General features: G+C 33.8%; 22 protein-coding genes. 20 read left to right on the top strand and 2 right to left on the bottom strand.

Going from position 1 to position 25,198, the window contains the following annotated elements; all coding sequences use genetic code 11:
* Positions 1 to 7: 7 nt before the first annotated feature.
* The 18 genes from R2Q59_RS12100 (at position 8) to R2Q59_RS12015 (ending at position 19,080) form a co-directional block, all read left to right on the top strand.
* Positions 8 to 1,894, top strand: coding sequence for a cbb3-type cytochrome c oxidase subunit I (locus R2Q59_RS12100; protein ID WP_316769260.1), 1,887 nt, complete (start codon positions 8 to 10; stop codon positions 1,892 to 1,894).
* 96 nt (positions 1,895 to 1,990) lie between these two features.
* Complete coding sequence (locus tag R2Q59_RS12095; protein ID WP_316785677.1) at positions 1,991 to 3,055, top strand: COX15/CtaA family protein; 1,065 nt, start codon at positions 1,991 to 1,993, stop codon at positions 3,053 to 3,055.
* A gap of 24 nt (positions 3,056 to 3,079) precedes the next feature.
* Positions 3,080 to 3,985: a heme o synthase gene (gene cyoE, locus R2Q59_RS12090; protein WP_316785676.1), complete on the top strand. Its 906-nt coding sequence runs from the start codon at positions 3,080 to 3,082 to the stop codon at positions 3,983 to 3,985.
* 10 nt (positions 3,986 to 3,995) lie between these two features.
* A complete protein-coding gene (locus tag R2Q59_RS12085) occupies positions 3,996 to 4,574 on the top strand; it encodes a cytochrome c oxidase subunit 3 (protein ID WP_316785675.1) in 579 nt (192 codons plus the stop codon).
* Between the two features lie 31 nt (positions 4,575 to 4,605).
* The gene (locus R2Q59_RS12080) at positions 4,606 to 5,313 is read left to right on the top strand and encodes a cytochrome c oxidase subunit 3 (RefSeq protein ID WP_316785674.1); all 708 of its coding nucleotides are present in this window, start codon (positions 4,606 to 4,608) and stop codon (positions 5,311 to 5,313) included.
* Positions 5,314 to 5,337: 24 nt separating this feature from the next.
* Complete coding sequence (locus tag R2Q59_RS12075; RefSeq protein WP_316785673.1) at positions 5,338 to 5,706, top strand: cytochrome C oxidase subunit IV family protein; 369 nt, start codon at positions 5,338 to 5,340, stop codon at positions 5,704 to 5,706.
* A gap of 5 nt (positions 5,707 to 5,711) precedes the next feature.
* Complete coding sequence (locus tag R2Q59_RS12070; RefSeq protein WP_316785672.1) at positions 5,712 to 6,416, top strand: SCO family protein; 705 nt, start codon at positions 5,712 to 5,714, stop codon at positions 6,414 to 6,416.
* Positions 6,417 to 6,516: 100 nt separating this feature from the next.
* Positions 6,517 to 7,056, top strand: coding sequence for a DUF420 domain-containing protein (locus R2Q59_RS12065; protein ID WP_316785671.1), 540 nt, complete (start codon positions 6,517 to 6,519; stop codon positions 7,054 to 7,056).
* A 79-nt stretch (positions 7,057 to 7,135) separates the two neighbouring features.
* Positions 7,136 to 7,741 (top strand): RNA polymerase sigma-70 factor, encoded by a 606-nt coding sequence (locus tag R2Q59_RS12060; RefSeq protein WP_316785670.1) that lies wholly within the window; start codon positions 7,136 to 7,138, stop codon positions 7,739 to 7,741.
* Between the two features lie 48 nt (positions 7,742 to 7,789).
* A complete protein-coding gene (locus R2Q59_RS12055) occupies positions 7,790 to 8,746 on the top strand; it encodes a FecR family protein (protein ID WP_316785669.1) in 957 nt (318 codons plus the stop codon).
* 33 nt (positions 8,747 to 8,779) lie between these two features.
* Entirely contained in the window at positions 8,780 to 12,427 is a 3,648-nt protein-coding gene (locus R2Q59_RS12050) for a SusC/RagA family TonB-linked outer membrane protein (protein ID WP_316785668.1), read from the top strand.
* Between the two features lie 12 nt (positions 12,428 to 12,439).
* Entirely contained in the window at positions 12,440 to 13,921 is a 1,482-nt protein-coding gene (locus R2Q59_RS12045) for a RagB/SusD family nutrient uptake outer membrane protein (RefSeq protein WP_316785667.1), read from the top strand.
* A gap of 8 nt (positions 13,922 to 13,929) precedes the next feature.
* On the top strand, positions 13,930 to 15,312 hold the full coding sequence (locus R2Q59_RS12040) for a substrate import-associated zinc metallohydrolase lipoprotein (RefSeq protein ID WP_316785666.1): 1,383 nt from the start codon (positions 13,930 to 13,932) through the stop codon (positions 15,310 to 15,312).
* A gap of 3 nt (positions 15,313 to 15,315) precedes the next feature.
* Positions 15,316 to 16,665 carry a DUF4302 domain-containing protein gene (locus R2Q59_RS12035; protein ID WP_316785665.1) on the top strand — a complete coding sequence of 450 codons (1,350 nt, stop codon included), beginning with the start codon at positions 15,316 to 15,318 and terminating at the stop codon, positions 16,663 to 16,665.
* 101 nt (positions 16,666 to 16,766) lie between these two features.
* Entirely contained in the window at positions 16,767 to 17,018 is a 252-nt protein-coding gene (locus tag R2Q59_RS12030; RefSeq protein ID WP_316785664.1) for a hypothetical protein, read from the top strand.
* 17 nt (positions 17,019 to 17,035) lie between these two features.
* Positions 17,036 to 17,443 (top strand): DUF983 domain-containing protein, encoded by a 408-nt coding sequence (locus R2Q59_RS12025; RefSeq protein ID WP_316785663.1) that lies wholly within the window; start codon positions 17,036 to 17,038, stop codon positions 17,441 to 17,443.
* A 48-nt stretch (positions 17,444 to 17,491) separates the two neighbouring features.
* Positions 17,492 to 18,157, top strand: coding sequence for a DUF2461 domain-containing protein (locus R2Q59_RS12020; protein WP_316769223.1), 666 nt, complete (start codon positions 17,492 to 17,494; stop codon positions 18,155 to 18,157).
* 59 nt (positions 18,158 to 18,216) lie between these two features.
* On the top strand, positions 18,217 to 19,080 hold the full coding sequence (locus R2Q59_RS12015) for a flagellar motor protein MotB (RefSeq protein WP_316769221.1): 864 nt from the start codon (positions 18,217 to 18,219) through the stop codon (positions 19,078 to 19,080).
* An 86-nt stretch (positions 19,081 to 19,166) separates the two neighbouring features.
* On the opposite strand, the gene R2Q59_RS12010 is transcribed toward R2Q59_RS12015, so the two are convergent.
* A complete protein-coding gene (locus R2Q59_RS12010) occupies positions 19,167 to 19,466 on the bottom strand; it encodes a DUF4286 family protein (RefSeq protein WP_316785662.1) in 300 nt (99 codons plus the stop codon).
* Between the two features lie 84 nt (positions 19,467 to 19,550).
* Positions 19,551 to 21,359, bottom strand: a complete 1,809-nt coding sequence (locus tag R2Q59_RS12005) for a tetratricopeptide repeat protein (protein WP_316785661.1) — start codon at positions 21,357 to 21,359, stop codon at positions 19,551 to 19,553.
* Between the two features lie 260 nt (positions 21,360 to 21,619).
* On the opposite strand from R2Q59_RS12005, the gene R2Q59_RS12000 reads away from it, so the two are divergent.
* Positions 21,620 to 23,485: a S9 family peptidase gene (locus tag R2Q59_RS12000; protein ID WP_316785660.1), complete on the top strand. Its 1,866-nt coding sequence runs from the start codon at positions 21,620 to 21,622 to the stop codon at positions 23,483 to 23,485.
* A 13-nt stretch (positions 23,486 to 23,498) separates the two neighbouring features.
* A complete protein-coding gene (locus tag R2Q59_RS11995; protein ID WP_316785659.1) occupies positions 23,499 to 25,169 on the top strand; it encodes a HAMP domain-containing sensor histidine kinase in 1,671 nt (556 codons plus the stop codon).
* The last annotated feature ends 29 nt before the right edge of the window (positions 25,170 to 25,198 follow it).

Below are 25,198 nucleotides of genomic sequence, written 5' to 3'. Positions count from 1 at the left end.
CCTTATTATGTCAACTATATCACTACAAGATACACACCACCACGATAGTCACGATGATCACGGTCATCACCACGAAACGTTCTTAACTAAATACGTATTTAGTCAGGATCACAAAATGATTGCTAAACAGTTTTTAATAACTGGTATCATAATGGCAGTTATTGCAATGGGATTATCTATATTATTTAGACTTCAATTGGCTTGGCCAGATAAAAGTTTCCCTCTTTTAGAAACATTTTTAGGCAAATGGGCTGAAGGTGGTAGAATTAAACCAGACTTTTATTTAGCCTTAGTAACGATTCACGGTACCATCATGGTATTCTTTGTGTTAACAGCAGGGTTAAGTGGTACTTTTAGTAACTTGTTAATACCCTTGCAAGTAGGAGCTAGAGATATGGCTTCACCATTTTTGAATATGCTTTCTTACTGGTTCTTCTTCAGTGCTTGTGTAATCATGATGGCTTCATTCTTTATACAAACGGGTCCTGCAAGTGCGGGTTGGACAATTTATCCACCACTATCAGCTGTTCCTACTGCAATTCCGGGTTCTGGAATGGGTATGACGCTATGGTTAGTTAGCATGGTATTGTTTGTAGCATCATCATTAATGGGTGGTATCAACTACGTTACTACAGTATTAAACATGCGTACTAAAGGTATGGATCTTTGGAAAATGCCTTTAACAATCTGGGCATTCTTTTTAACAGCTATCTTAGGTATTTTATCATTCCCAGTATTAGTTGCTGGTGTTGTGTTATTAATCTTCGACCGTAGTTTCGGTACAAGTTTCTACTTATCAGATATCGTAATGGGTACTCAAGTACTTCCAAACGAGGGTGGTTCTCCAATTTTATGGCAACATTTATTTTGGTTCTTAGGTCACCCTGAGGTATATATTGTAATCATGCCAGCTTTGGGTATTTCATCTGAGATTATCTCGGTAAACTCAAGGAAACCAATCTTTGGTTACCATGCGATGATTTATTCATTGATTGGTATTACAACTTTATCATTCATCGTTTGGGGTCACCATATGTTTGTTACAGGTATGAATCCTTTACTAGGTGGTGTATTCATGATCACAACCTTGATTATCGCGGTTCCTTCAGCTGTTAAGACCTTTAACTACTTAGCTACTTTATGGAGAGGTAATATTAGATTTACACCAGCAATGTTATTTGCTATTGGTTTAGTTTCATTCTTTATCTCAGGTGGTTTAACTGGTATTTTCTTAGGTAATGCTGCATTAGATATTAACTTACACGATACTTACTTTGTAGTTGCCCACTTCCACTTGGTAATGGGTTCAGCAGCGATTTTTGGTATGCTTGCAGGTGTTTATCACTGGTTCCCTAAAATGTTTGGAAAAATGATGAATGCCAAATTGGGTTATTTACATTTTTGGTTAACATTTATCTGTGCCTACTTGGTATTCTTCCCGCTACACTTTTTAGGTTTAGATGGTGTGCCTCGTCGTTACTATGCGTTTACAGAGTTTGAATTCATGAACAAATGGTTAACAGTTAACGTATTTGTAACTTGGGCTGCAATTGTTGCTGCTTTAGCACAAGTAGCTTTCTTGTTTAACTTTTTCTATTCGATATTTAAAGGCAAAAAAGCACCTCAAAATCCTTGGGAAGCTAATACTTTAGAATGGACTACACCTGTAGAACATTTACATGGAAACTGGCCAGGAGAAATCCCAACAGTATATCGTTGGCCATATGATTATAGCAAGCCAGGTGCAGAACAAGATTTCATTCCGCAAACAGTTCCTTTCTCTCAAACAATGAGTTCTAATTTACCTCATGACTTTGAAGGAAACGCTGAAGCAGAAAAAGTTCAAAAAGATTGGGAAGCTGTTAATAAGCCAACTCAAGAAGAAGCAGAATAAGCAAGTTAAACTTGTTTATAATATAGAATAAGGTATCTGCTGAAGTTAAAAATAGCTTGCAACAGATACCTTGTTTTTTTAAATCCATCACACCCAATGATTGCTAAATCTGAAAATAGATTTATAAGATTAAACTTCATTACTATTATTGTAACGCTACTGGTTATTTTGGCTGGTGGTATAGTTCGCAGTACTGGTTCTGGAATGGGATGTCCTGATTGGCCTAAATGTTTTGATCAATATATACCACCAACTTCGGTTAAAGATTTACCAGCTGATTATAAAGAGAAATATGTTGCGGGTAGAATTAAAAAGAATGAAAAGTTTGCTAAATACTTAGAAAGTATGGGCAAAACTGAGTTGGCAAATAGCATTAGACACGATCAAAGCATTATTGTGCCAGAAGAATTTAATCCAGCTAAAACCTGGACTGAATATGCTAATAGGTTGGTGGGTGCAATTTTGGGTATATTTTTAATATTAGTAGCGATTTACTCTTTTGTTTATAAAAAGACAGCAAAGCGAATTGTAGTATTAAGTTTACTGAATATATTAATTGTGGGTTACCAAGGCTGGTTAGGTTCAATAGTGGTGTCTACTAATTTAACGCAATGGGTGGTAACAGTACACATGTTATTAGCTTTAGTTATTTTAGCAATATTGATATACACTTACAATTATGCTAAGCAATTGCATAAAGAAAGAAGTGTGATCATGTATCGTATTTTGTGGCTCAAAGGATTTTTAGCTTTTACAATAATTATTACCATTGGGCAAATAGTTTTAGGAACTGAAGTTAGAGAAAGCATAGATACAATTGCAAAATCTTTAAATTTTGGAGCAAGGAACACTTGGGTTAATAGAGTTGGTTCTGTTTTTTCATGGCATAGAGATTTAGCCATTTTGGTAGCGGTTTGTAATTTTATAGTTTATAAAATGGTGATTGATAGATTTAGCGGTAAAGCTTGGCCTTTAATGACGGCTAATTATATCATGGTTATTTTAATTATACAAATAGCTGCTGGGTTTATACTTTCTTATTTATCATTACCACCTTACGCACAAGCCATACATATTTTATTTGCAACCATATTATTTAGCCTACAATATTATTTATACTTATTAGTTTACCGTACGGCAACTTACAAACCTTCCCGATAGCTTCGGGATTAACCAATTAAAAAATTGAAACAGTTTTTTTCAGACTTCTCGAAATTGATCAAATTCAGACTAACATTTTTAGTCGTGTTTTCTGCTTCAGTTACTTTTTTAATTGGATCTAAAATACAGATTGACAGAGGAATCGCAGCTGGAATTAACTGGGATAATTGGTTGATATTAATTGTAGGGGGATTTTTAGTTACTGGTGCAGCTAACTGTTTTAACGAAATCATTGAAGTAGATTTAGATAAATTGATGACCAGAACCAAAGACCGTCCGATGCCAGCTGGTAGAATGACGACTGGTCAGGGCTTGGTTTTGGGATTGATTATGGGCATTGCAGGTACTTGGTTACTAGGTAAACTTAATTTAGAAACAGGGCTTATTTCTGTGTTTTCTATTTTACTTTATGCTTTTGCATATACCCCATTAAAGCAAAAATCCCCAATTTCGGTTTTTGTAGGCGCAATTCCAGGTGCTCTACCTCCGCTTATTGGTTACATTGCTGCTATTGGCGGCCAGTCTGAAATTGGTTATGTACCTGTAGATTATCAAATAGCAATTATTTTATTCCTGATACAATTTGTTTGGCAGTTTCCTCATTTTTGGGCCATTGCTTGGGTATTGGATGATGACTATAAAAAGGCAGGATTTAGGTTATTACCTACTAAAAAAAGAGATAAAACGAGTGCTGTATTTACATTTGTCAGTACACTGATTTTAATACCTGTAAGTTTATTGCCAACATTTTTGGGTTTTGGTGGATATTATATAGCAGGAGTATCAATAATAGCAGGTTTGCTATTTAGTTATTTTGCTTACCAGATGATGATAAAGATGGATTTGCCAAGTGCTAGAAAAGTGATGTTCTGTTCTTTCTTTTACATCCCTTTGGTACAATTGGTTTTATTATTTGATTTAATTGTTTAACAATACTTAAATGGAGCTTGCTTTGCAACAACAAGAGATAAAATTTGACGCTAAAGCCAAAAAGTTTGTGGTTTGGTTATTCGTTGTTTCATCAACTATTATGTTTGGTGGATGGACAAGTTATTACATCGTTTTCTCGGCCTCTAAAGGCAAGGGACATGGATTGGTATTGCCAGATGCATTTATTTATAGTACGGCAGTATTAGTAGCGAGCAGTATTACACTTTATTTGGCTTCAAGAGCACTTAGGAATGGTAATAAGGCAAGTCAACAATTATTTTTATGGATTACCTTAATACTAGGTCTTGTATTCGGGGCTCTGCAGTTTGACGCTTGGAATACACTTAAAGCAACGGGAGCGTTTTTTATCAATAACAACGCTGCTATTTCAATGATATATGTGTTATCATTATTTCATGTTTTTCACATATTTGCAGGGATTTGCTTCATATTAAATAGCTTGGTTGGTTCCTATAAGAACATTCCAACAGAGAAAGCGGTTTATCGTCAAGAAATTACTTCGATTTTTTGGCATTTTATAGATATATTATGGATATATCTGTATGTTTTTTTACTTTTGAACAGTTAGATTTTTTAACAAACTATTATACTATTACTAAATGGATTCATTATCGAAATTAGACCAAGTTAAAACTACTCCATGGGCAGGCGGACGTTCGCCATGGTCGGTAGAATATGGTAAAATAATGATGTGGTTTTTCTTATTATCAGATGCCTTCACATTCTCATCATTATTGGTTTATTATGGTGCACAACGTTTCACTAAATTTACTTGGCCATCGCCAGATTTGGTTTTTCAATCTATACCTGGCATAGCAGATCACGGTTACCCTTTGGTTTTTGTAGGTATCATGACTTTTATTTTGATCATGAGTTCTGTAACTATGGTTTTGGCGGTAGAAGCTGGACATAGAAGAGCTAAGAAAGAAGTAATATGGTGGATGGTAGCTACCATTATTGGTGGTTTCATGTTCTTAGGCTGTCAAGCAATAGAATGGACTCATTTACATCATGAAGGCTTTTGGTGGGGAACCATCCCTGCTGCTGAAGAATTAACTCATTTCTTTACTGGACCTGTTTCTACAGTTGCAGCACAACAATTTGCAAATTTGTTCTTTACTATCACAGGTTTTCACGGTTTTCACGTATTTAGTGGTGTAATTATTAATATCATCATTTTATGTATGACTATTAATGGAACATTCGAGAAACGTGGTCATTATTTAATGGTAGAAAAAGTTGGTTTATACTGGCACTTTGTAGATTTAGTTTGGGTGTTTGTATTTACATTCTTCTATTTAGTTTAATTATAATTCTTTTAAAATATTATCATGTCAGAACATAACGTACATACAACAGAAGATCACGGTCATGGTGACCACGAGGGAATGACTAAAGGTAGAATCTGGAAAGTATTTTTTATCCTGTTATTCATTACTGTTATTGAGTTTATCATTGCATTATGGATTAAACCAGCTGGTTACTTTGGAGATCATGCAATTTTAATCGGTAACTCACTTTATATTGCTTTAACATTATTGAAAGCTTTTTATATTGTGGCTTATTTTATGCACTTAAAATTTGAGAAACTTGGATTGCAATTGGCATTATCGGTTTCTTTTATATTTATTATTTATTTCATTGTTTTAATGCTGATTGAAGGTGGTTATATCCATGACCATATGCCTCAACTGCCATAAGCTAGATGAAATATAATCCAATTAAAAAGATATTAATCCTGGTAACCATTTTAGCGGTACCGGGATTTTTATATTATTTACTACAAGAAAAAGGCAAAAATAGATATAAACCATTAGCTATTTATGGCCCTAAAAAAGTAGCGCCAACCTTTCATACAGTTAGAGGTAAACAAATTCCAGATACAGTTTATCATGTTATTGAAGATTTCAAATTAGTAAATCAAAAAGCTGACACATTAACTTGGGATAACTATAAAGGGAAAATAGTATTGTTAAATCTATTTTATACTAATGGAGCTAGTGGTGTAGAATTTGCAAATAAAGCGATGGCTACCTTTGCTAGTGTGTATGAAAAAAACACCATGGTTCATTTTATAGGATTAAGTATAGATTCCCAGTATGATACGCCGACAGTTTTAAGCGAATATGCTAAAAGGATATCAGCAAATCCTGGGAAATGGGATTTGTTAACAGGTGATAGCGCTCAAGTAAACAACCTTATCAAAAATGGATTGCTATTAGATGCCTTAAAGGTAGTTGAAAGTGGCAAAGCCAAATTTACCTTTAGTAATATGTTCGTATTATTAGATTCGCAACATAGGGTAAGGGGTTATTATGAAGCAACAAATCAAGAAGCACTATCAAAACTAGATGATGAAATAAAAGTGTTAGTTGCTGAGGAATTGAGAAATATGAGGGACGGGCGATAGTTAATAGTTAATAGTCAATAGTCAATAGTCAATAGTCAATAGTCAATAGTCAATAGTCAATAGTCAATGAAATTTGGCTAAACAAGTTAAGCTAATTAATATGAATACTCCAGTAGAGCAAAAATATAATAAATGGATCATTACTTTATCCATCGCAATCCCCTTGGTTGTAGCATTATTATTTGGTGTTAATTTAAGGAAGCTTGGTTATGACGTAAAGCCATTGTCTTTTTTGCCTCCCATTTACGCAACAATTAATGGATTAACTGCAATAGTACTGGTTATCGCTGTTGTTGCCATTAAGAATGGGAAAAGAAAACTTCATGAAAACTTAATGAAGTTTGCCATTTTGCTATCGGTATTATTTCTAGGTATGTATGTTGCTTACCACATGACGTCAGATTCTACAAAATTTGGGGGAGAGGGCACGATTAAATACGTTTATTATTTTATCCTGATTACCCATATTTGCTTATCTGTAATTATTATACCTTTTGTATTGATCACATATGTAAGGGCCTTAGCCGAAAGATTTGATAAGCATAAAAAAATAGCTAAAATCACTTTCCCGATGTGGTTATATGTAGCAGTTACTGGTGTTATTGTATACCTAATGATTGCTCCATATTATAATTATTAGCCGTATATCTTCGAAGTAAAACTCTTTTTACTTAAAGCTGTTTTATTCCTATATTAGGCAGGGATAAATTTAGTGTTACGTGATAAATATAAAAACAGGAACGGATTTATATGTAGTTATCAATGAAAACCAAGTGCCGGCTTTCACTAATTTTTATACGCAGTTTTTTCAAAAACTATTGTTAACTAGTGATAAATATGTTGAGGATGTTTTCATTGCAGAAGAAATTGTACAAGATGTTTTCTTAAAGATTTGGGAAGACCCTGAAGGGCTCAACGAAATTAAATCCATCAATTCTTATTTATATAGGTCAGTTATCAATGCGTCTATAAATTATCTAAATAGACAGAAAAACATAGAACGTCATCATCTAAAAATTGCATCTAATTATTCTGAAGAATCGCTAGTCGAACTTGATGAAGAGAATGAGCTAATTGTGCTCATTAATAATGAAATTGAAAAACTTCCCGCCCAATGTAAAAAAGTGTTTAAATTAAGCAGATTTGAACACTTAAAATATAAAGAGATAGCAAATTTGCTTGATATCTCTGAGCGTACCGTGGAAAATCATATAGCTAATGCTTTAAAGTTACTAAGGGTTGAGCTTTTGGGTAGAAAAACAATCAAAAACAAGCTGCAGAATAAGAAGTTTTTAATTTTTTTAAATTTTCTGCTAATTAGCTAGGGGTTTTTTCAAGGTTAATTGTCTTTAGAGTATAACTAACAAAATTTTATGCTCTCAAACCCTGAATTTTTAGATTTAATTTCTAGGCATTTAAACAATCCTTCTGATTTGGAAATGCAATTGGAAGTTGAAAAATATAGAGCTGAGTCTACTGAAAATGACACATTCTTCTTAGAAATAAAAAACTTATGGGAGCTTTCTGGCAAGGCATCTAGGATTAATGAAGTAGATGCTGATCAAGCAATTCAAAAGTTTAAGGGCCATTTAATTAAGGAATCGCCTAAGAAAAAAACTTTTTGGTTAACAAGAATTGCAGCCTCCATCTTATTATTCTCTATTGGTTATCTAATCTATAACCAAAGTACAAAAACCGTTTTTACTGTAAAATCGACAAATGAAAATCAAGTTGATTCTGTAAGATTAGCTGATGGTTCTGTAGTTATTCTTGCAGAAAATAGCGAAGTAAGGTATCCTGATAAGTTTGACGCGATAAGAGAAATTTCTTTGTTAAAGGGACAAGCTTTTTTCAAAATCCATAAAGATCCTAATCATCCTTTCAAGGTTATCATGAATAAATCTAACGTAGTAGTGTTAGGTACTTCTTTCAATATTAAAATGTCTAAATCTAAGATTGATTTAGGCGTAATAACCGGAAAAGTAATATTTACACCTTACCAAAATGGTACAACATCTATATTAACAGCTGGGCAGGCACTTACTTATGATGTAACTAAAAAAGAATTTTTAACCAAAACAGCTCAAAATTCTGATTCATGGCTAACAAAGGAGTTGATCTTTGTGGATACACCATTAGAGGAAGTGTGTAAACAATTAACAGAGTATTACGGTGCAAATATTAAACTAAAAAATGACAAACATGCTGAGAAAAAGCTAAATGCAACTTTCAAGTATCAAACCTTGGATCAAGTTTTAGAGATATTGAATAAAACCTATAATATTAGAATTAGTAAAGAAAACAACCAAATAAATTTAATAACACCCTAAACAACCACAAACAAATTATTAAACAAACAAACTATGGAGAAAAATTTCTACAAAAGAAAAGCTGGAATAAGTTTGTACCAAACGGTACTGCTTGTTTGTGCAATCTTTTGGTCGTCTTTAGCCCATGCAGAATTGCAACAAGGAAAAGCAAAACCAGAAAGACTTGACACGTATTTAAAGAAGATGGAACAGACTTATAAAATAAGTTTTGTTTATGATGCATCAGAGATTAGTAAATCTATGATATTGGAAGTGCCTGAGAAACTTGGGACTGTGCAAGAATCGTTAGACCAATTGAAACAAAAAAATATAGGTTATCGACAAGTTGGTAGTCAAGTAATTTTGAAAGTTCAATCCCCATTACCAGTTGTTCACAGAGATATTGTGGTAAAGGGTGTGGTAAAGGACAAAAAAGATGGGCAACCTGTACCAGGTGTGAGTGTTTTTGTTAAAGGAACAGGAACCGTTGTTTCAACCAATGAAAAAGGAGAGTATACTATTTCAGTTAAAGATGAGACAGCTGTTTTGGTATTTAGATACCTAGGTTATAAAACAGAAGAATTTGCTGTTGGCAATAAAACAAAAATCGACATTAGTCTTGATGAAGATGCCAATCAGTTAAAAGAGGTAAATATTGTTTCAACTGGTTACCAAAAACTAGATAGAAAACTTTTTACTGGGTCTTCTACACAGGTTAAGGCAGAAGATGCTCAACGTAATGGTGTTCCTGATATTAGCCGTATGTTAGAAGGACAGGTAGCAGGTGTATCTGTTCAGAATGTTTCGGGTACTTTTGGTGCCGCTCCTAAAATCCGTGTTCGTGGTGCTACATCTATTTCAGGAGATAATAAACCATTATGGGTTGTTGATGGTATTATTTTAGAAGATGTTGTAAATATCTCTAATGATGCACTATCTACAGGTGATGCGAATACTTTAATTGGGTCATCAGTTGCTGGGTTGAATCCGGATGATATTGAGAGTTTTAATATTTTAAAGGATGCTGCTGCAACAGCGATGTATGGTGCTCGTGCAATGAATGGGGTAATTGTAGTGACTACTAAAAAAGGTCGTCAAACAGAAGGTACGCCAAGAATTAACTATACAGGTAACTTTACCACTTATTTAAAACCAACTTATTCACAATTCGATATATTAAACTCTGCAGATCAAATGTCGATTATGCTTGAGCTTGAAAATAAAGGATATTTTCAACAGACATCGACTAAAGGTGCAAACATTGGTCCTTTTGGTAAAATGTATAATGCATTGTACAACTATGATCCTGCTACAAATACCTATGAATTGAAAAATGATGTAATCAGTCGTACTAAATATTTAGAACGTTACGCCAATGCTAATACAGATTGGTTTGATATCTTATTTAAGAACTCATTACTTCAAGAGCATTCTTTAAGTATTACCTCTGGAACTGAAAAATTCCAAACTTATGCATCTACTTCATATTTACATGATAATGGTCAAACTATAGGGAATGAGGTAGATCGTTTTACAGGAAATTTCAGAATTAACTTTAAAATGAGTCCTAAATTAAGTGGAGAGTTATTGGTTAATGGGTCTGTTAGGGATCAACGTGCTCCTGGTACATTAACCAGAAATTCTGATCCAGTATATGGAACATTTTCAAGAGATTTTGATATTAACCCATATTCTTATGCTTTAAATACAAGTAGAGCAGTTACGGCTTATAATGCAGATGGAAGTAGAGAGTTTTTTACTAGAAACTATGCTCCATTTAATATTTTAAGCGAACTAGAGAATAACTATTTAACATTAGGGCAAATAGACTTTAAAGTACAAGGGGGTGTTAGGTATAAAATCATTCCAAGTTTAACTTACTCGATTGATGGTGCTTATCGTTATGCCAAAACTGATCGTCAACATTATATCAAGGAAAATTCTAATATGGCACAAGCTTTTAGAGCAGGTGCAAATGACCCAACAGTATTAGGTAATAATCCTTTCTTGTATCAGAATCCTGATGATTTATCAGCTTATCCAATCGTAATTTTACCTCAAGGTGGTTTTTATAATGTAAATTATGATAATCTAAAAAACTATTATTTTAGACAGAATTTAGAATTCGACAAAACCATTGCTACAGATCATAAGTTAAATGTGTTCGGGTCTATGGAAGTTCGTTACATCGACAGACAAACATCAAGATTTGATGGAGTTGGTTATCAATATGAAAATGGCGGTATCGTAAATGCGAACTATAATTACTTTAAAAAAGGTCAAGAATCTGGAGCTCCTTATTATGCAATGAGCACAGGAGCGGATCGTTTTGCAGCATTTGCCTTAAGAGCAGCTTATGCCTATAAAGACAAGTATAGTTTTAATGCGACAACTCGTTATGATGGGTCTAACTTAATGGGAAAAAGTAGGACTGCTAGATGGTTGCCAACTTGGAATGTTTCTGGAGCTTGGAATATAGATCAAGAAAGTTTTTGGCCTAAAAACGATTACCTTACTTCTGCAAGAGTTAGAGGTACCTATGGCTTAGTAGCCAATATCGGAAATGCAAATAACTCAGCTGCTGTATACTATAACCAACTTTCGAGAAGACCTTATGAGAATGAAAAAGAAACGGTTACTTACATTTCTAGCTTAGCTAACAATGAATTAACTTGGGAGAAATTGAAGGAAGCAAACATTGGGCTTGATTTAACATTTTTGAAAGATAGAATTAATTTAACCGTAGATTTATATAAGAGAGATATTTATGACTTAATTGGTAGGATTAACACCTCTGGTATTGGTGGCGAGTTTACCAAAACAGCTAATTACGGAAAAATGAAGGCTAAAGGTATAGAGTTTACTATAGCAGGTAATGCGATTAACAATGATGAATTTAGATGGAGAACTCAATTTAATTTTGCCTTCAATAAAAACGAAATCACTAGTTTAGAAGTTAGTCCAAGAATTTTTGATTTAGTAGATGATAATGGGGGAGCTTTAGTTGGGCATGCTCAAAGTGGTTTATATTCTATCCAATTTGCAGGTTTAGATCATGATTACGGCTATCCATATTATATTGATCAAGCTGGAGTTAAAAATACTTATGTGAATTTGCAAAGTACAAATATCAATTACCTAAAATATGAAGGCCCAATAGATCCTACTTTTACTGGTGGTTTTTACAATCAATTTAAATATAAAGGGTTTAGTTTCTCAGCATTATTTACTTTTGCTGCTGGTAATTATATCCGTTTGGCACAAACGTTTTCATCAAACTATCCAGATCTTTACTCCATGTCTAAGAGTATGTTAAATAGATGGATTCAACCTGGTGATGAGGCATTTACTAATGTACCTGCAATGCTAGATGGATTTACATCTGCTAGGATTATTAAACAAGCTAATGGTGCTATTCTTGATGCACGTTATCCATACAACTTATATAATTTCTCTAGTGAACGTGTAGCAAAAGGTGACTTTATCAGGTTTAAACAAGTTTCATTAGGCTATGATATACCAAAAAGAATAACTTCGAAATTACACGTAGCAAATGCTACTGTATCTCTAATTGGCAATAACATCGCTTTATTATATTCAGATAAGCGCTTAAATGGACAAGATCCTGAATTTTTTGGGAATGGAGGAGTTGCATTGCCTATTCCACAGCAATATACATTATCATTAAAGGTTGGATTCTAAAAATAAAATATCATGAAATTAAATACAAAACATTTTTTATTATTTGGGTTGCCACTCTTATTTACCGCACAATCGTGTAATAAATATTTAGATCAAGAGCCTGATAATAGAACTCAAATTAATAGCGTGTCTAAGGTTGCTCAATTGGTTGCAACAGCTTATCCACAATATGATTATTATACTTTTACTGAAGCAGCATCAGACAATGCAGAAGACAAAGGAAATGGAGTTGGTACAACTGCTGATGTGTCTACCCTGCCATATTTCTGGAAAGATGTTGTGGGTGCCGGAACCGGAACTTCAACCAATTATTGGAATGGTTGTTATTCAGGTATCGCAGCGGCTAATCAAGCATTGGAATCAATCCAACAGAATGATTTCGGCAATGCAGTTTTACCTTATAAAGGAGAAGCCTTGGTAGCAAGAGCTTATGCTCATTTTATGTTGGTTACATTTTTCGCTAAGGAATATACAATTGGTGGTGCTAATGATTCACCAGGTATTCCCTATGTAACTGTTCCTGAAACGAAAGTTATTCAACAGTATGATAGAGGCACTGTTAAATCTACCTATGAGCAAATCGAAAAAGATTTAACGGAAGGTATCGCCTTATTATCTGCTTCTGCTTACTCGGTGCCAAAATATCACTTTACTCCAGCAGCTGCACACGCCTTTGCTGCTCGGTTTTATCTATTTAAAGGTGAATATCAAAAAGTGATTGACCACGCTAACGCAGTTGTTGCTGGTGGTGATTATACTGGTCAAGTTAGGCCATTTAACTCTAGCCTAGCTGCAATGAGCACAGCTGATTATCAAGCGGCGCTTACAAAATCAGATCAAAAGCACATTCTCTTATTAGCTAATCAATACTCGGCTTATCAAAGGTTAACTAGCCCGAGATATGGTTATGGTCAAAATTTGGTGAAAATGTTTGCCGCCGGTGGTTCATCTGGGAACATTACAGGAAAAGCATATCAAAATAAAATTCTGTCTTATGGAGTTCCAAATTATACAGCTTATAAATATCGTGAGTATTTTTATGTAACGGATCAAGTTGCTAATATTGGATTTCCATATATTATGGCTCCATTGTTAATAACAGATGAAGCTTTATTGAACAGAGGCGAAGCTTACGCTAAATTAGGACAGTATGAAAATGCACTAAAGGATGCAAACCTTATTCTCGCAAATACTGTAGCTAATTACAATCCGGCAGCAGATGCAGCTACACAAGCAAAAGTAGCTACATTTTATGGTGTCGCAGATCCTAAGGAAGGTATAGTAAAATTGATTTTAGACATTAAAAAGGCCCAATTTCTACAAGAAGGAATGAGATGGATGGATATCTTAAGAAATCATTTGCCTGTTAAGCATAACATTTACGATGCAAACGGCGTAGAAACCTTTGTTACATTAGAGGCCGGTGATAATCGTCGTGTTTTCCAAATTCCTGAAGAAGCTAAACTTTCTGGTGTTCCTTTAAATCCTAGATAATAGAAATTATGAAAAAGAATATATTTAAAACGCTAAGTTTTATTGTTCTTCTTACCATGATGATTTCATGCCGTAATGAAGAAAAATTAAATGTTGATTTAACGAAATATAATATAGACAATCCTGTTGCTAACACAGAATTGGATGCTTGGTTAAAAGCAACGTTTTTAGATGAATATAACATGGATGTAATTTATCGTTACAGTAGATATTTCTACGATAATGATAAAAATGTTGCTCCTAGTAATACAGCAAGTGTAAGACCGCAAATGCAAACTGTATTGGACGGGTTCATTTTACCTTACAGGAAAGTTGCCGGTGTTACTTTTATCAAAAAGAATGTTCCTAAAGAGTGGGTAATGTACGGTTCTGGTGCTTATCAAACTGATGGTTCAATGATTCTAGCCACAGCATCTGCTGGTAGACGTGTAACTATTTATGATATCAATAATTTCGATGCGACAAACTCTTCTTTGGTTGTTGGTAAATTAAAAACGATACATCATGAATTTACGCACATTTTAAATCAATTGGTGCCTATGCCAGCAGATTTTCAAAACATCACTAAAGCTACTTACAACGCAACATGGACAACTGTAGCTGATGCTACGGCTCGTGATAATGGCTATGTTACACCTTATGCTTCAAGTGAAGCTGTGGAAGATTTTGCAGAAACAACATCACATTTGTTGGTGTTTGGACAAGCTTGGTTTGATGCTCGTGCCAATGCTTCTACAGTAGCTGGTAAAGCTGCTTTAAAAGCAAAAGAGGCGAGTGTGGTACAGTATTTTACGGTGAACTTAGGTGTTGATTTTAGAAAACTGCAACAAGAAATCCAAAATGTAGTAAGAAATCAATATAAATATGCCCAAGCAAGCTTTCCTTATTGGATGGGCCAAAATTTGTTTAAAACCATGACTACTAATTTAGAAGATGGTTTGTACACTGCAAATGGGATTTCTACTGAATATGCAACTGCATATAATAATCTAAAAGCAGCTATTTTGGCTTATAGTGCTACTCAGAAATATCATTTAGATTATGTACAAATGCGCTTTGAATCTACTACCATTTTAACTGTACGTGCTGCATTCTCAAATGCTACTACACAGTATTTTGGAGATTATTCATTTACATATACGATTAACCCAACTACTGGAGCCGTAGTGTTTACAAAAGTAGCTAATGGTACTGGTACAACATTTACTAATGGAGCTCTTTTTACAGTTCCTTTTACCAATACGATTCAAGCCTATTTGACAGGAAACAACTTTACAGCAGCCTGGTTGCCAGCCACTATTAATGCTGATAATTTTAATAATTTTGGTGGCTTTTATGTAACGAGTACACCAGCAAATTACTTTTATGGATCATTAGGTCAAACTCTTTAGATTATGAAAAAGTTATTTTATTTATTATTCTTCGCCGCAATTGTATTTGTAGGCTGTAAGAAATCTTCATTTGAGTCGGTTTTTGATAAAAACCCAGAAGAAAGAATGGCAGATGCCATTAGTTTAGTGAATACATCGCTAACTTCATCGCCAAATGGTTGGATAGCAACTTTACCTACATCAGCTGGTGGTGGTTATGGCTTCTATATGAGCTTTGATGCCAATCAAAATGTAATTATGTACAGTGATATTTCAGATGCCGCTTCAACTACACCTGCCACATCAACATATAGAGTTACCACAGGCTTGGGAGCGATGTTGGCATTTGATACTTATAACTACATATCAGTTCTTCAAGACCCGAAAGCAAGCGTTTATGGTGGAACTCAAGGTAGTGGTTTTTCATCAGATGTAGAATTTACTTATGTAAGGCAAAACGCAGATAGCTTATTTTTTGTAGGGCGTCAATACCGTCAACCGCTTGTAATGGTAAAAGCAACAGCAGCTCAAAAGGCTTCGTATGTTGCAAGTGCTTATAAGACGACAATAGATAAGTTAAAGAGTTTCTTTACAACTAATAAAAACCCTTTTATAGAAATTGTTTCTGGTACCAACACATTAAAGGTAGGTGTTACACCAAATCTAACTAATACGCTAAGTGCTGGAAAAAGACTTGACCTTACAGGGGTTTTAGCAGATGGAAATACAGTGGTTTCAAGTGGACAGAAAATTGCATCGAATATAGATGGCATAGATATACTTGGCACTGGATTGATATGGCAAGGAATAAAATTTGTGCGTTTACGTTGGAAGGATGCAACTACACTTGTTTTAATTGATGGTAGTGGAAAAGAATATATAATTAAAAATTCAGCTACACCTTTAGTCCCTCTTTATCAATTGTGGGGCACAAAATATACTGGTATGTTATCTGAATATAAAACAATATATCCAGGGACATCAGCCAATGGTGCTGTAATATTGAATTATTATCATAATGGTTTAGTACCACCAACCCAACCTTATACATTTAACTACGGTCGTATCAACTTTGTGTGGAATACTGTAAATAAACGCTTAACAGTTAATGGATTTAGTAGTCAAAATGGTGGTACATCGGGATGGGTGACAGCTACTGTTTATAGTTATACAGTTGATGGTGCAGGAGTATATAAGTTTACTTCTAATGCTATTGCCTCTGGTGGATATGTTGCAATACCTTTATCTAAGTTAGATACATTTTTACTGCAGAATCGTGTAACTTTTGATTACCATGTAGATGGAGCTAACGTTTATGCTAAGGTTACGAGTGTTGAAGATCCTTCAACGGTTATGACATTTGTACTTCAATAATTGATTTATTATTTCTTTTTAACCCCCACTATAAATGTGGGGGTTTTTTTATGACATAAATTTTAAAACTCACCTTAGAATTTATCATTATCTTTGTATCAATGTTTAAGAAAATTAGTTTCATCTTATTTATTCTCGTGGCAACAACATTCGTTGCGCCACAAGTAAAAGCACAATGTTCCATGTGTACCATTAGCGCCGAACAGGGGACTAAAAATGGCAATACACAAGGAAAAGGATTAAACTCTGGTATTATTTACTTGTTGGCAATTCCTTATATCTTAATTGCAGGAATTGGCGTACTATGGTACAAAAACTACCGTAAAAAAGCGATTTCTGCTTCAAACAATTAATCTTTTATTTTTCTAATATGGGCAACGACTTAAAGAAAACAAGTAAGTTTTATGCCCTTGTTAAAGGTAAATGTCCTCAATGCAGAAGGGGGGCTATTTTTACAGGGAATATTTATGGTTTTAATATTCAACGTACCAATTATAGTTGTTCGCACTGCAACCTAAGGTTTGAGATAGAACCAGGTTATTTCTATGCAGCGATGTATGTAAGCTATGCCATGAACATGATAGAAATGATTTCCACGGGATTCGCTACTTATTATTTATCTGGTGGTAGACTTGATTTTGATTCACTCTGGTTGTATGTTGGTGTAATTTTTTTAGGTTCACTTTTGTTATCGCCCTTAAATTATCGATATTCACGTATCATATTATTACATTGGTTATCTCCCAAAATAAAGTATAAAGTAGATTATGATAATTAGTCCATGGCCTATAGTCCATTGGCCATTTACCTAATAAATTCATCAAAGATGTTAAACAAAAAAACTTTCGATTTCCTTAACGCTTTAACGGAAAATAATAATCGCGAATGGTTTGCAGAGAACAAATATTTGTATGAAGAAGCCAAAGAAGATTTATTCCCGTTTATAGCAAAGTTGATAAAAGAACTAGCAGCAATAGACCCAGCATATTCTGCAAGTACTGAGCCTAAAAAAGCATTAATGCGTATTTACAGGGATGTTCGTTTTAGCAAGAATAAAGATCCTTACAAAAAGAACTACGGAATTGCATTTGATGTAAAAGGATATGGACCACGTACTCCTAGCTACTATTTGCATTTACAACCAGACAATTGTTTTTTTGGCGTAGGGTTTTGGCAGCCAGAAGCGCCAGTTTTAAAAAGCATTAGAGAAGAAATAGACTACAGTACTTCAGAATTTTTGGATATAATTAACGCTAAGGATTTCAAGAGTATCTACAAATTAAGTAAAGAAGACACCTTAAAAAATGCACCTAAAGGTTATGACATTGATCACCCACAAATTGATTTTTTGAAACTAAAAAGCTTTATTACCATTTATAAAATTAAGGACGAAGAATTTTTTAAAACAGAAATCGTTAATAAGTTAATAACTGCTTTTAAAACTATTCAGCCTTTTGTTCTATTTTTGAGAAAAGCCACTGATATTGGTTAGTGAAGATTTTTCACAATCATTCAGTTAACCAATTCAAACATTTAACCAATTCAACAATAATGAAGAATACCTTTTTAGCTCTTGCCATACTTTTAATTGCATCAACTATTAGTTCGTGTGTCATTTTATCACCTAAAAAATATAAAGCCTTATTGGCAAAACAAGATTCGTTAAGTTCAACCTTAACTGAAGCTCAATTAAACGGCGAAAGTTTAGAACAACGCATTACTCGTCTGAGAAAAGATACAGCAGATTTAAATGGTCAATTGGCTGATTTAAGAGCTCAGCATAATGAAATGGAAGCTAATTATGCAAAACTGCGTAACAACAGCTCTGCCGAAATTAATAAGCTTTCTGGCAATCTAAATAAATTGTCTGATGATTTGAAAAAACGTGAGCAACGCTTAAAAGAAGTGGAGGAGATTCTTCGTAAGAGAGATGAAGCTACTAATCAGCTTAAAGCTAAATTACAAGAAGCTTTATTAGGCTTCACCAAAAACGGTTTAACTGTTGAAATTAAAAATGGTAAAGTATATGTTTCATTAACGGATAAATTATTGTTTCCTTCTGGAAGTATCATCATTGATGAAAAAGGAAAACAAGCTTTAACGCAATTGGCTACAGTATTGAAACAACAACCAGAAATTAATATCGCGGTTGAAGGTCATACAGATTCGCAGAAGATAAATAACTTAGGTCAGATTAAAGATAATTGGGATTTAAGTGTGCTTCGTTCTACATCAGTAGTTCGCTTTTTAACGGAAGAGCAAAAGGTAGAAAGTGTGAGAATGACTGCCACAGGTAAAGGACAATATCAACCTTTAAATCCTAATACCACTGCAGAAAACCGTAGTAAAAACCGTAGAATTGAAATTGTACTTTCACCTAAATTGGATGAGTTGTACGATTTGATTAAACAATAAAGCTATTTGTAATTCAGAGCGCAGCGAAGAATCTATTTTATAGAATTCTGTATATTAGATTCCTCGAAACTCGGAATGACAAAATATTACACAAACTCCATCAAGGTACGAAAAGCAACAAATCTATTTTCGAACTTACTTTGTAAATCTGCTTGTAAAGCAGGAGCATAGTTTGCTTGATAATCGTCATATTCTGCTAAATTTTCAGCTACATATTGGGTGCAATAGGTAACGCCTTCGTTAGGAGAATCTAAAACTTTTAAGAGGCGATTGGAAACAAATTTTCCAGTTGCCATTACTTCTGGGATATGGATTTCTTGCATCCATTGCAACCACTCCTCAGCAGCCGAATCTTCTATCATTACTGTAACGTTGTATAATAACATAGGGCAAAGATAATAAATGTTTAGTTGTGGATGCGTGGAGTTGTTAAGTTGAATTTACAACTCAACAAATTACCGCCTCAACTTTTAAGTCCCTACATTATCGCCTCGTATATTTCTGAAACGCTTTCTGGCTTCTGCATTGAACATACTGCCTGGATAATCATTCATCAATTGTTGGAAGAGTTTTTTAGCTTCTTCCTGATTATTCAATTTTTTATCATATAAATCACCCAAAATAAACAAGGCGTCGTCTGTCCAAATGCTATCGTGATGATTAGCGATAATTTCCTTTAGCATAGTTTCTGCTTTTGATATATCACTTGTCTTGATAAATATTTTTGCTTTAGCCATCAAAATATCATCAGCTAAGCTATTATTTGAATAAGCAATATTGATGCTGTCGAGTTTAATTAAAGATTGGTCAGGCTTGTTCATAAACTGTAGCATTTCAGCATCAGCATACATTTTAAGTGCAAGGCTATCGTTTGTGCTTTGTAAATTATCGTTTATTAAAAGGCTTAAATTTAAAGCATCGTTGGCAATTAGTTGTGATGTTGAAGCCTTTAAAACATCCGCTTGTGATTTGGCGTAATTAAAATCACCTACATAGAAGAAAATTCTAGCTGAACGAAATTTGGCTTCATTACCTAATGGTTGATTGTCGAATTGTTTAGAAACCTGTTCATACGCCAAGATGGCTTCCCAAGGCTGTTTAGTTAAGACATAGATATCACCTAAATCCATTTTTATTTGAGCTACATCACTTTGTGAAATGCCTGAAGTTTGTAAGGCACTTTCTAAGGTTAATTCTGCCTTTTTTAAATCGTTAAGATAATAAGCCTGTAGATTTGCTAGTTTCCTTAGCGCCACTAATCCTTGTCCGCTTCTTCCATACTTTGCCAAAACTTCCAAGTATTCATCAGCCAAGGCTTGAATTGCCACTTTCTCATATTTTCCAGATATGGCTAATTCATATTTGGCATTAATTAAAGCAACTTTGGCGGCAAGATAAAGTTCGTTTTCATCGCCTTTGGTTAAAATGTATTCGTAAGCTTTAATGGCAGTTGTGTAAGCCTTGTTTGAAACGAAAGTATAGGCTGTGCTAAACAATAAATTTCCATCACCTTTGGTTCGTTTGTCTTGAGCAATTAATTGTCGCAAAGCCATTTCATATTGCTGTTGCTGAATGTATTGCCAGGTTAATAATTCAGTATAAACCTCAGTTTGTGGGTCTTTTTGAATTTTCTTTAACAACGCATTTTGCAATAATTGATAATCTGCATTGTCTTCAAATACAGAAGCTAATACACCTTGAGCCTGAGGTAGTAATTGAGGCGTACTTGCCAATACATTAATGTATTCCTGTATCAGCATTTGTTTGTCTTTTTTAAAACGATAAATGCTTAAAAGCTCAAATTGGAACATCTGTTCGTCGCCAAAAATCTTTCTTCCTTGTAAAAAGGCAGAAATTGCCATATCGTAAGCCTCGAATCTATAGAATGCATTAGCCATTTCCCTAAATTTGTTTTCGTCTTTAGGCGTGTTATTAATGGCTTCTTGAAATATTTTGTTAGCATCAGCAGTGCGGCCATTTTCTTGATAAACCCTACCTAATGCAATTGCATATTGCGATTTTTGAGGGTATTGTTTAATTAATTTTTTAAGAATGGTTTCTGCTTCAGTATATTTTTTAACCTTAATAAGAGATGAAAAATATAAATCAAAATAGCTGTCGTTTTTAGTTTTATTAAATAGTTTTTCTAATAAAACGGCAGCCTTTTCAAACTCTCCTTGCTGGTAATATTGATAGGCTAATGCCTCATCCATATTGTCTTGAGCGCTCAAAAGAAGGAATGAAAAACTAAAAAATATAATTAAAACTAATTTCTTCATTAGAAATGGATGATTTACCAATGCTTAAATTTAATGATTTACACTAGCATTTAAACGTTTTTATTAAAATAACGAAAATTGTTAATGCGTATTCTAAATGTTACTTATAAAATTATTTGAATAAAAGCAATGTTACTACATTGAGAACCCAATGCTAATTTCTGGAAGTAACAATCTTAATGATAACTACCATCAGCAAGTAGGGTTGTGTATTTTTGTACGGTACTATAACTATGACGATTACTAAGAAATTTCTATTTATGATGCTGAGCGCATTCCTTTTTGCCTGTAATAGGGAAGAAAAGGTTGCGGTTATTCCTGTTAATGATTTTTTTAAATCGCAAGATAGGGCTACCTATCGCATATCGCCAGATGGCAAAAGCATTTCTTATTTGAAATTGGAAAATAAGAAACAAAATCTTTTTGTTGAGGATATTTCTACTGGTAAAATAGTACAATTGACCCATCTAAAAGAGAAAAACATTAGCTTCTACTCTTGGGTTAGTAACAATGAATTGATTTATTACAAAGAAAAAGCAGGCGAGAAATTTCAATCAGACCTATTTATTATTGATAAACAGGGAGCAAACGAAAGGCAGTTAAATTCTAATGCAAAAAGCAGGATTAGGGTTTTAGAGGACCAATTGATAGACGATAAATTTTTATTGATTCTTTCCAATCAGCGAGATTCTACTGTATCTGATGTTTATCGCTTAAATGTAAGGGATGGAAATATGTCTATGGCGGCTCAAAATCCGGGTAATATTACTAATTGGATGACCGATTCAAAAGGTAAATTAAGGATGGCCGTTTCAAGCGATGGTGTAAATCAAACTTTGTGGTATCGTGAGAATGAATTCCAAAAATTTAAGGACATACTTACCATCAACTTTAAAACCACGTTAATGCCTGTTGCATTTGCAGAGGACAAACCAAACATTATTTATGCAATATCTGATGTGAACAGGGATAAAAGTGCTTTGGTAGAATTAGATTGTATTACGGGTAAGGAGAACAGCATACTGTTTGCAAATGATACCTTGAACGTTGTTGATGCTCAATACTCAAGACAAAAGGGTAAAATGGCCTATGTGGTTTGCGAAACTTGGAAAAAGGAGAAACACTATTTAGATAATGAGGCAAAGCCCCTTTACCAAAAGATAGATCAATTACTACCCAATACAGAATCTAGAATTTTAGATAGAGATAAAAGCGAAAACGTATTTGTAATTAGAACCTTTACCGATCGTAATCCTGGATCGTACTATTTATACATTGCAAGTACAGGTAAAATAAAAAAACTAAGTGATATAAATTCTTCAATTAAGGAAGAACAAATGTGCAAAATGAAACCAATTAGTTATTCTACTAGAGATGGGATGAAGATTAATGGGTACCTTACCTTACCTTTAAAAAAGGCTGCGAAGAATTTGCCAATTGTTGTTATGCCGCATAACGGCCCTGGACTGCGAAATACTTGGGGTTACAATGCAGAAGTGCAGTTTTTTGCAAATAGAGGTTATGCCGTTTTGCAAATTAACTACAGAGGTTCTGCTGGTTATGGAAAGAATTTTTATGCTGCGGGTTTTAAACAATGGGGTGGCAAAATACAAGATGATATTGATGATGGGGTGAAATGGTTAATCAGTGAAAAAATTGCTGATCCTCAGAAAATTGCTATCTATGGAAATGGTTTTGGTGGGTTTATTGCCTTAAATAGTGCGATACAAAGCCCGAAATTATACAAATGTGCAGCATCAAATTCTGGAGTGCTTAACTTACTGAGTTATATTAAATCAATACCTCCATTTTTGAAATCTAACTTACAGATGTACTACGATATAGTGGGTAATCCTGATACTGAGTTTGATTACATGAGGCAGGCATCGCCAGTTTTTCATGCAGATAAGGTTAATATCCCTATCTTTATTACTCAAAACATTAAAGACCATAGAATTAATTCGAATGATGCTATACAGTTTGTAAAAGAATTAAAGAAACGTAAGGTTAATGTAACTTATCTTGAAAAAGATGATGCTCCGTTCTCAGCAAACAGGGAAGAAAGTAGACAGAAGGTTTATACCGCTTTAGAACAATTCTTGGAGAGTAATTTGAAAAAGAAATAACCTTTAAACTAAAATGGTTTCAGAAAAAGACAGTGGTTATCGCAAGAATTTTTCGTTGATAGCAACCTTTATTGGCTTAATTTCTATCATTTTTGTGCTTTCTCTGTTTTTGGCTTATAACTTCAGCAAAAAGAATATCGAAAATGATTTTGTATCAGCTAAAGCCAATGTTTTAGAGGAAAGCATTAAACCTTACAACGATTTCTTTTTCAACAAACTTCCAGAAATTTCTTATTACAATGGTTTTTTGGATTCAGCAACGGCATCAAAATTTACAGACACTATCTTATTACAATATCCATTTGTTAGAAAAGTTGTTTTTTATGATGCTCAAGTAAAAAATCTCAACTATGAGGAGAATGGAATAAGTTATGGAGATTGTTCTATTGGTACAAAGAGTGTGTTCCAGTTTGCCCGTTCCTTACCAAAGGATTCAATTAAACTTTTTAGCGAAAATCAAGTTATTAATAATGCAGACATTGATGATTTTAACAAGCTTTCGTTAAAATTAATTACTTATGTTCAAAAGTTAGATACTGCAAAAATCCCAACTCAAGAGCAACTTTCTAGCAACTTTACAAACATTAGGTCTAACCATATAGATTATTTCAATATTCCAAATTTTGAGGATTTGAAGGTTTATAAGAAGATGATTGCAGGCAAATTAGCAACGGACCCAGTTTATCAACAAGATATGCTTTCTTTTGAGTTAGACCCAAATAAAATAAAGATTAAAAATACTAGGCCATTGCTATATGAAAAAATAAGTGTTGTCCCCGTTACTTACGACCCTTTAGATACATCCTCTGATTATATAACGGGTGAAATTACCCTCGGAGGTGCCTTTTCAGATTATAAACTCTATTTTATCTCAGCTAAATCATTCGTAAAAAGGGAGATTTTTAGTTATTTCTTGCCAATTGCAGCTTTATTATTGTTGTTTTATGGTGTTTTGGTTTTGGTCGCTTTTCTAATTTATAGAAACTTAAATATTAACCATAAGATGTTTAAGTTGCAGTATGATTTTGTGACGAACTTAACCCACGAGTTTAAAACCCCAGTAAGCGTTATTAAAATTGCAGGAAATAATATTAAAAGTTCTTCGGGCTTGTCTGAAAGAGAACAACAAATGTATGGCAGGATTTTGGATGAAGAGGCTGATAAGTTGAATGGTTTAATGAATAAACTTTTAGCGTTTACGCAGATTGAGAATAAAGCTATTACTTTAAATCAAGATGAAATTAACATTGTTGATTTTATTGAGAGTACAATAGAAGTTCATACGCTAAAACATCCAGATTTTGATATTAGCTATGAAACGTCAGGTTTTACAACCTTTATTACAGATCCGGTTTTGCTAGGCAGTTTATTCGATAACTTGGCTGAAAATGCCTATAAATATTCGCCCCCAAATAAAAAGAAATTACATATTTCTGCCCGAATGATTAAGGATAGAGTGGTGTTAAGATTTAAGGATACCGGTATTGGTATTCCATCATCAGAAATAAATAATATCTTTAAGAAGTTTTACCGCATTCAAAACCGATATAACCAAAATGGGAGTGTTGGTTTAGGTTTGGCTTTCTGTAAAGAACTCGTTAATTTTATGGACGGGGAAATCACTGTAAAGAGTGTTGTAGATAAAGGAACAGAATTTAAAATTGTACTACCCTATAATAATTAATTGAAATGTTGGAATGTTAGAATGTTGGA

Origin of the sequence: Pedobacter frigiditerrae (genome assembly GCF_032678705.1) — a bacterium.
GTDB classification, from domain to species: domain Bacteria; phylum Bacteroidota; class Bacteroidia; order Sphingobacteriales; family Sphingobacteriaceae; genus Pedobacter; species Pedobacter frigiditerrae_A.
The sequence above is the reverse complement of the archived record's forward strand: the minus strand, read 5'-3'. Positions and strand labels throughout refer to the sequence as shown.

What these genes read in the sequence shown, in the direction of transcription:
- R2Q59_RS12100 (WP_316769260.1), top strand. Translation starts at nt 8, where the DNA reads ATGTCAACTATATCACTACAAGATACACACCACCACGATAGTCACGAT.
- R2Q59_RS12095 (WP_316785677.1), top strand. Translation starts at nt 1,991, where the DNA reads ATGATTGCTAAATCTGAAAATAGATTTATAAGATTAAACTTCATTACT.
- R2Q59_RS12085 (WP_316785675.1), top strand. Translation starts at nt 3,996, where the DNA reads ATGGAGCTTGCTTTGCAACAACAAGAGATAAAATTTGACGCTAAAGCC.
- R2Q59_RS12080 (WP_316785674.1), top strand. Translation starts at nt 4,606, where the DNA reads ATGGATTCATTATCGAAATTAGACCAAGTTAAAACTACTCCATGGGCA.
- R2Q59_RS12075 (WP_316785673.1), top strand. Translation starts at nt 5,338, where the DNA reads ATGTCAGAACATAACGTACATACAACAGAAGATCACGGTCATGGTGAC.
- R2Q59_RS12070 (WP_316785672.1), top strand. Translation starts at nt 5,712, where the DNA reads ATGAAATATAATCCAATTAAAAAGATATTAATCCTGGTAACCATTTTA.
- R2Q59_RS12065 (WP_316785671.1), top strand. Translation starts at nt 6,517, where the DNA reads ATGAATACTCCAGTAGAGCAAAAATATAATAAATGGATCATTACTTTA.
- R2Q59_RS12055 (WP_316785669.1), top strand. Translation starts at nt 7,790, where the DNA reads ATGCTCTCAAACCCTGAATTTTTAGATTTAATTTCTAGGCATTTAAAC.
- R2Q59_RS12050 (WP_316785668.1), top strand. Translation starts at nt 8,780, where the DNA reads ATGGAGAAAAATTTCTACAAAAGAAAAGCTGGAATAAGTTTGTACCAA.
- R2Q59_RS12045 (WP_316785667.1), top strand. Translation starts at nt 12,440, where the DNA reads ATGAAATTAAATACAAAACATTTTTTATTATTTGGGTTGCCACTCTTA.
- R2Q59_RS12040 (WP_316785666.1), top strand. Translation starts at nt 13,930, where the DNA reads ATGAAAAAGAATATATTTAAAACGCTAAGTTTTATTGTTCTTCTTACC.
- R2Q59_RS12035 (WP_316785665.1), top strand. Translation starts at nt 15,316, where the DNA reads ATGAAAAAGTTATTTTATTTATTATTCTTCGCCGCAATTGTATTTGTA.
- R2Q59_RS12030 (WP_316785664.1), top strand. Translation starts at nt 16,767, where the DNA reads ATGTTTAAGAAAATTAGTTTCATCTTATTTATTCTCGTGGCAACAACA.
- R2Q59_RS12025 (WP_316785663.1), top strand. Translation starts at nt 17,036, where the DNA reads ATGGGCAACGACTTAAAGAAAACAAGTAAGTTTTATGCCCTTGTTAAA.
- R2Q59_RS12020 (WP_316769223.1), top strand. Translation starts at nt 17,492, where the DNA reads ATGTTAAACAAAAAAACTTTCGATTTCCTTAACGCTTTAACGGAAAAT.
- R2Q59_RS12015 (WP_316769221.1), top strand. Translation starts at nt 18,217, where the DNA reads ATGAAGAATACCTTTTTAGCTCTTGCCATACTTTTAATTGCATCAACT.
- R2Q59_RS12010 (WP_316785662.1), bottom strand. Translation starts at nt 19,466, where the DNA reads ATGTTATTATACAACGTTACAGTAATGATAGAAGATTCGGCTGCTGAG.
- R2Q59_RS12005 (WP_316785661.1), bottom strand. Translation starts at nt 21,359, where the DNA reads ATGAAGAAATTAGTTTTAATTATATTTTTTAGTTTTTCATTCCTTCTT.
- R2Q59_RS12000 (WP_316785660.1), top strand. Translation starts at nt 21,620, where the DNA reads ATGATGCTGAGCGCATTCCTTTTTGCCTGTAATAGGGAAGAAAAGGTT.
- R2Q59_RS11995 (WP_316785659.1), top strand. Translation starts at nt 23,499, where the DNA reads ATGGTTTCAGAAAAAGACAGTGGTTATCGCAAGAATTTTTCGTTGATA.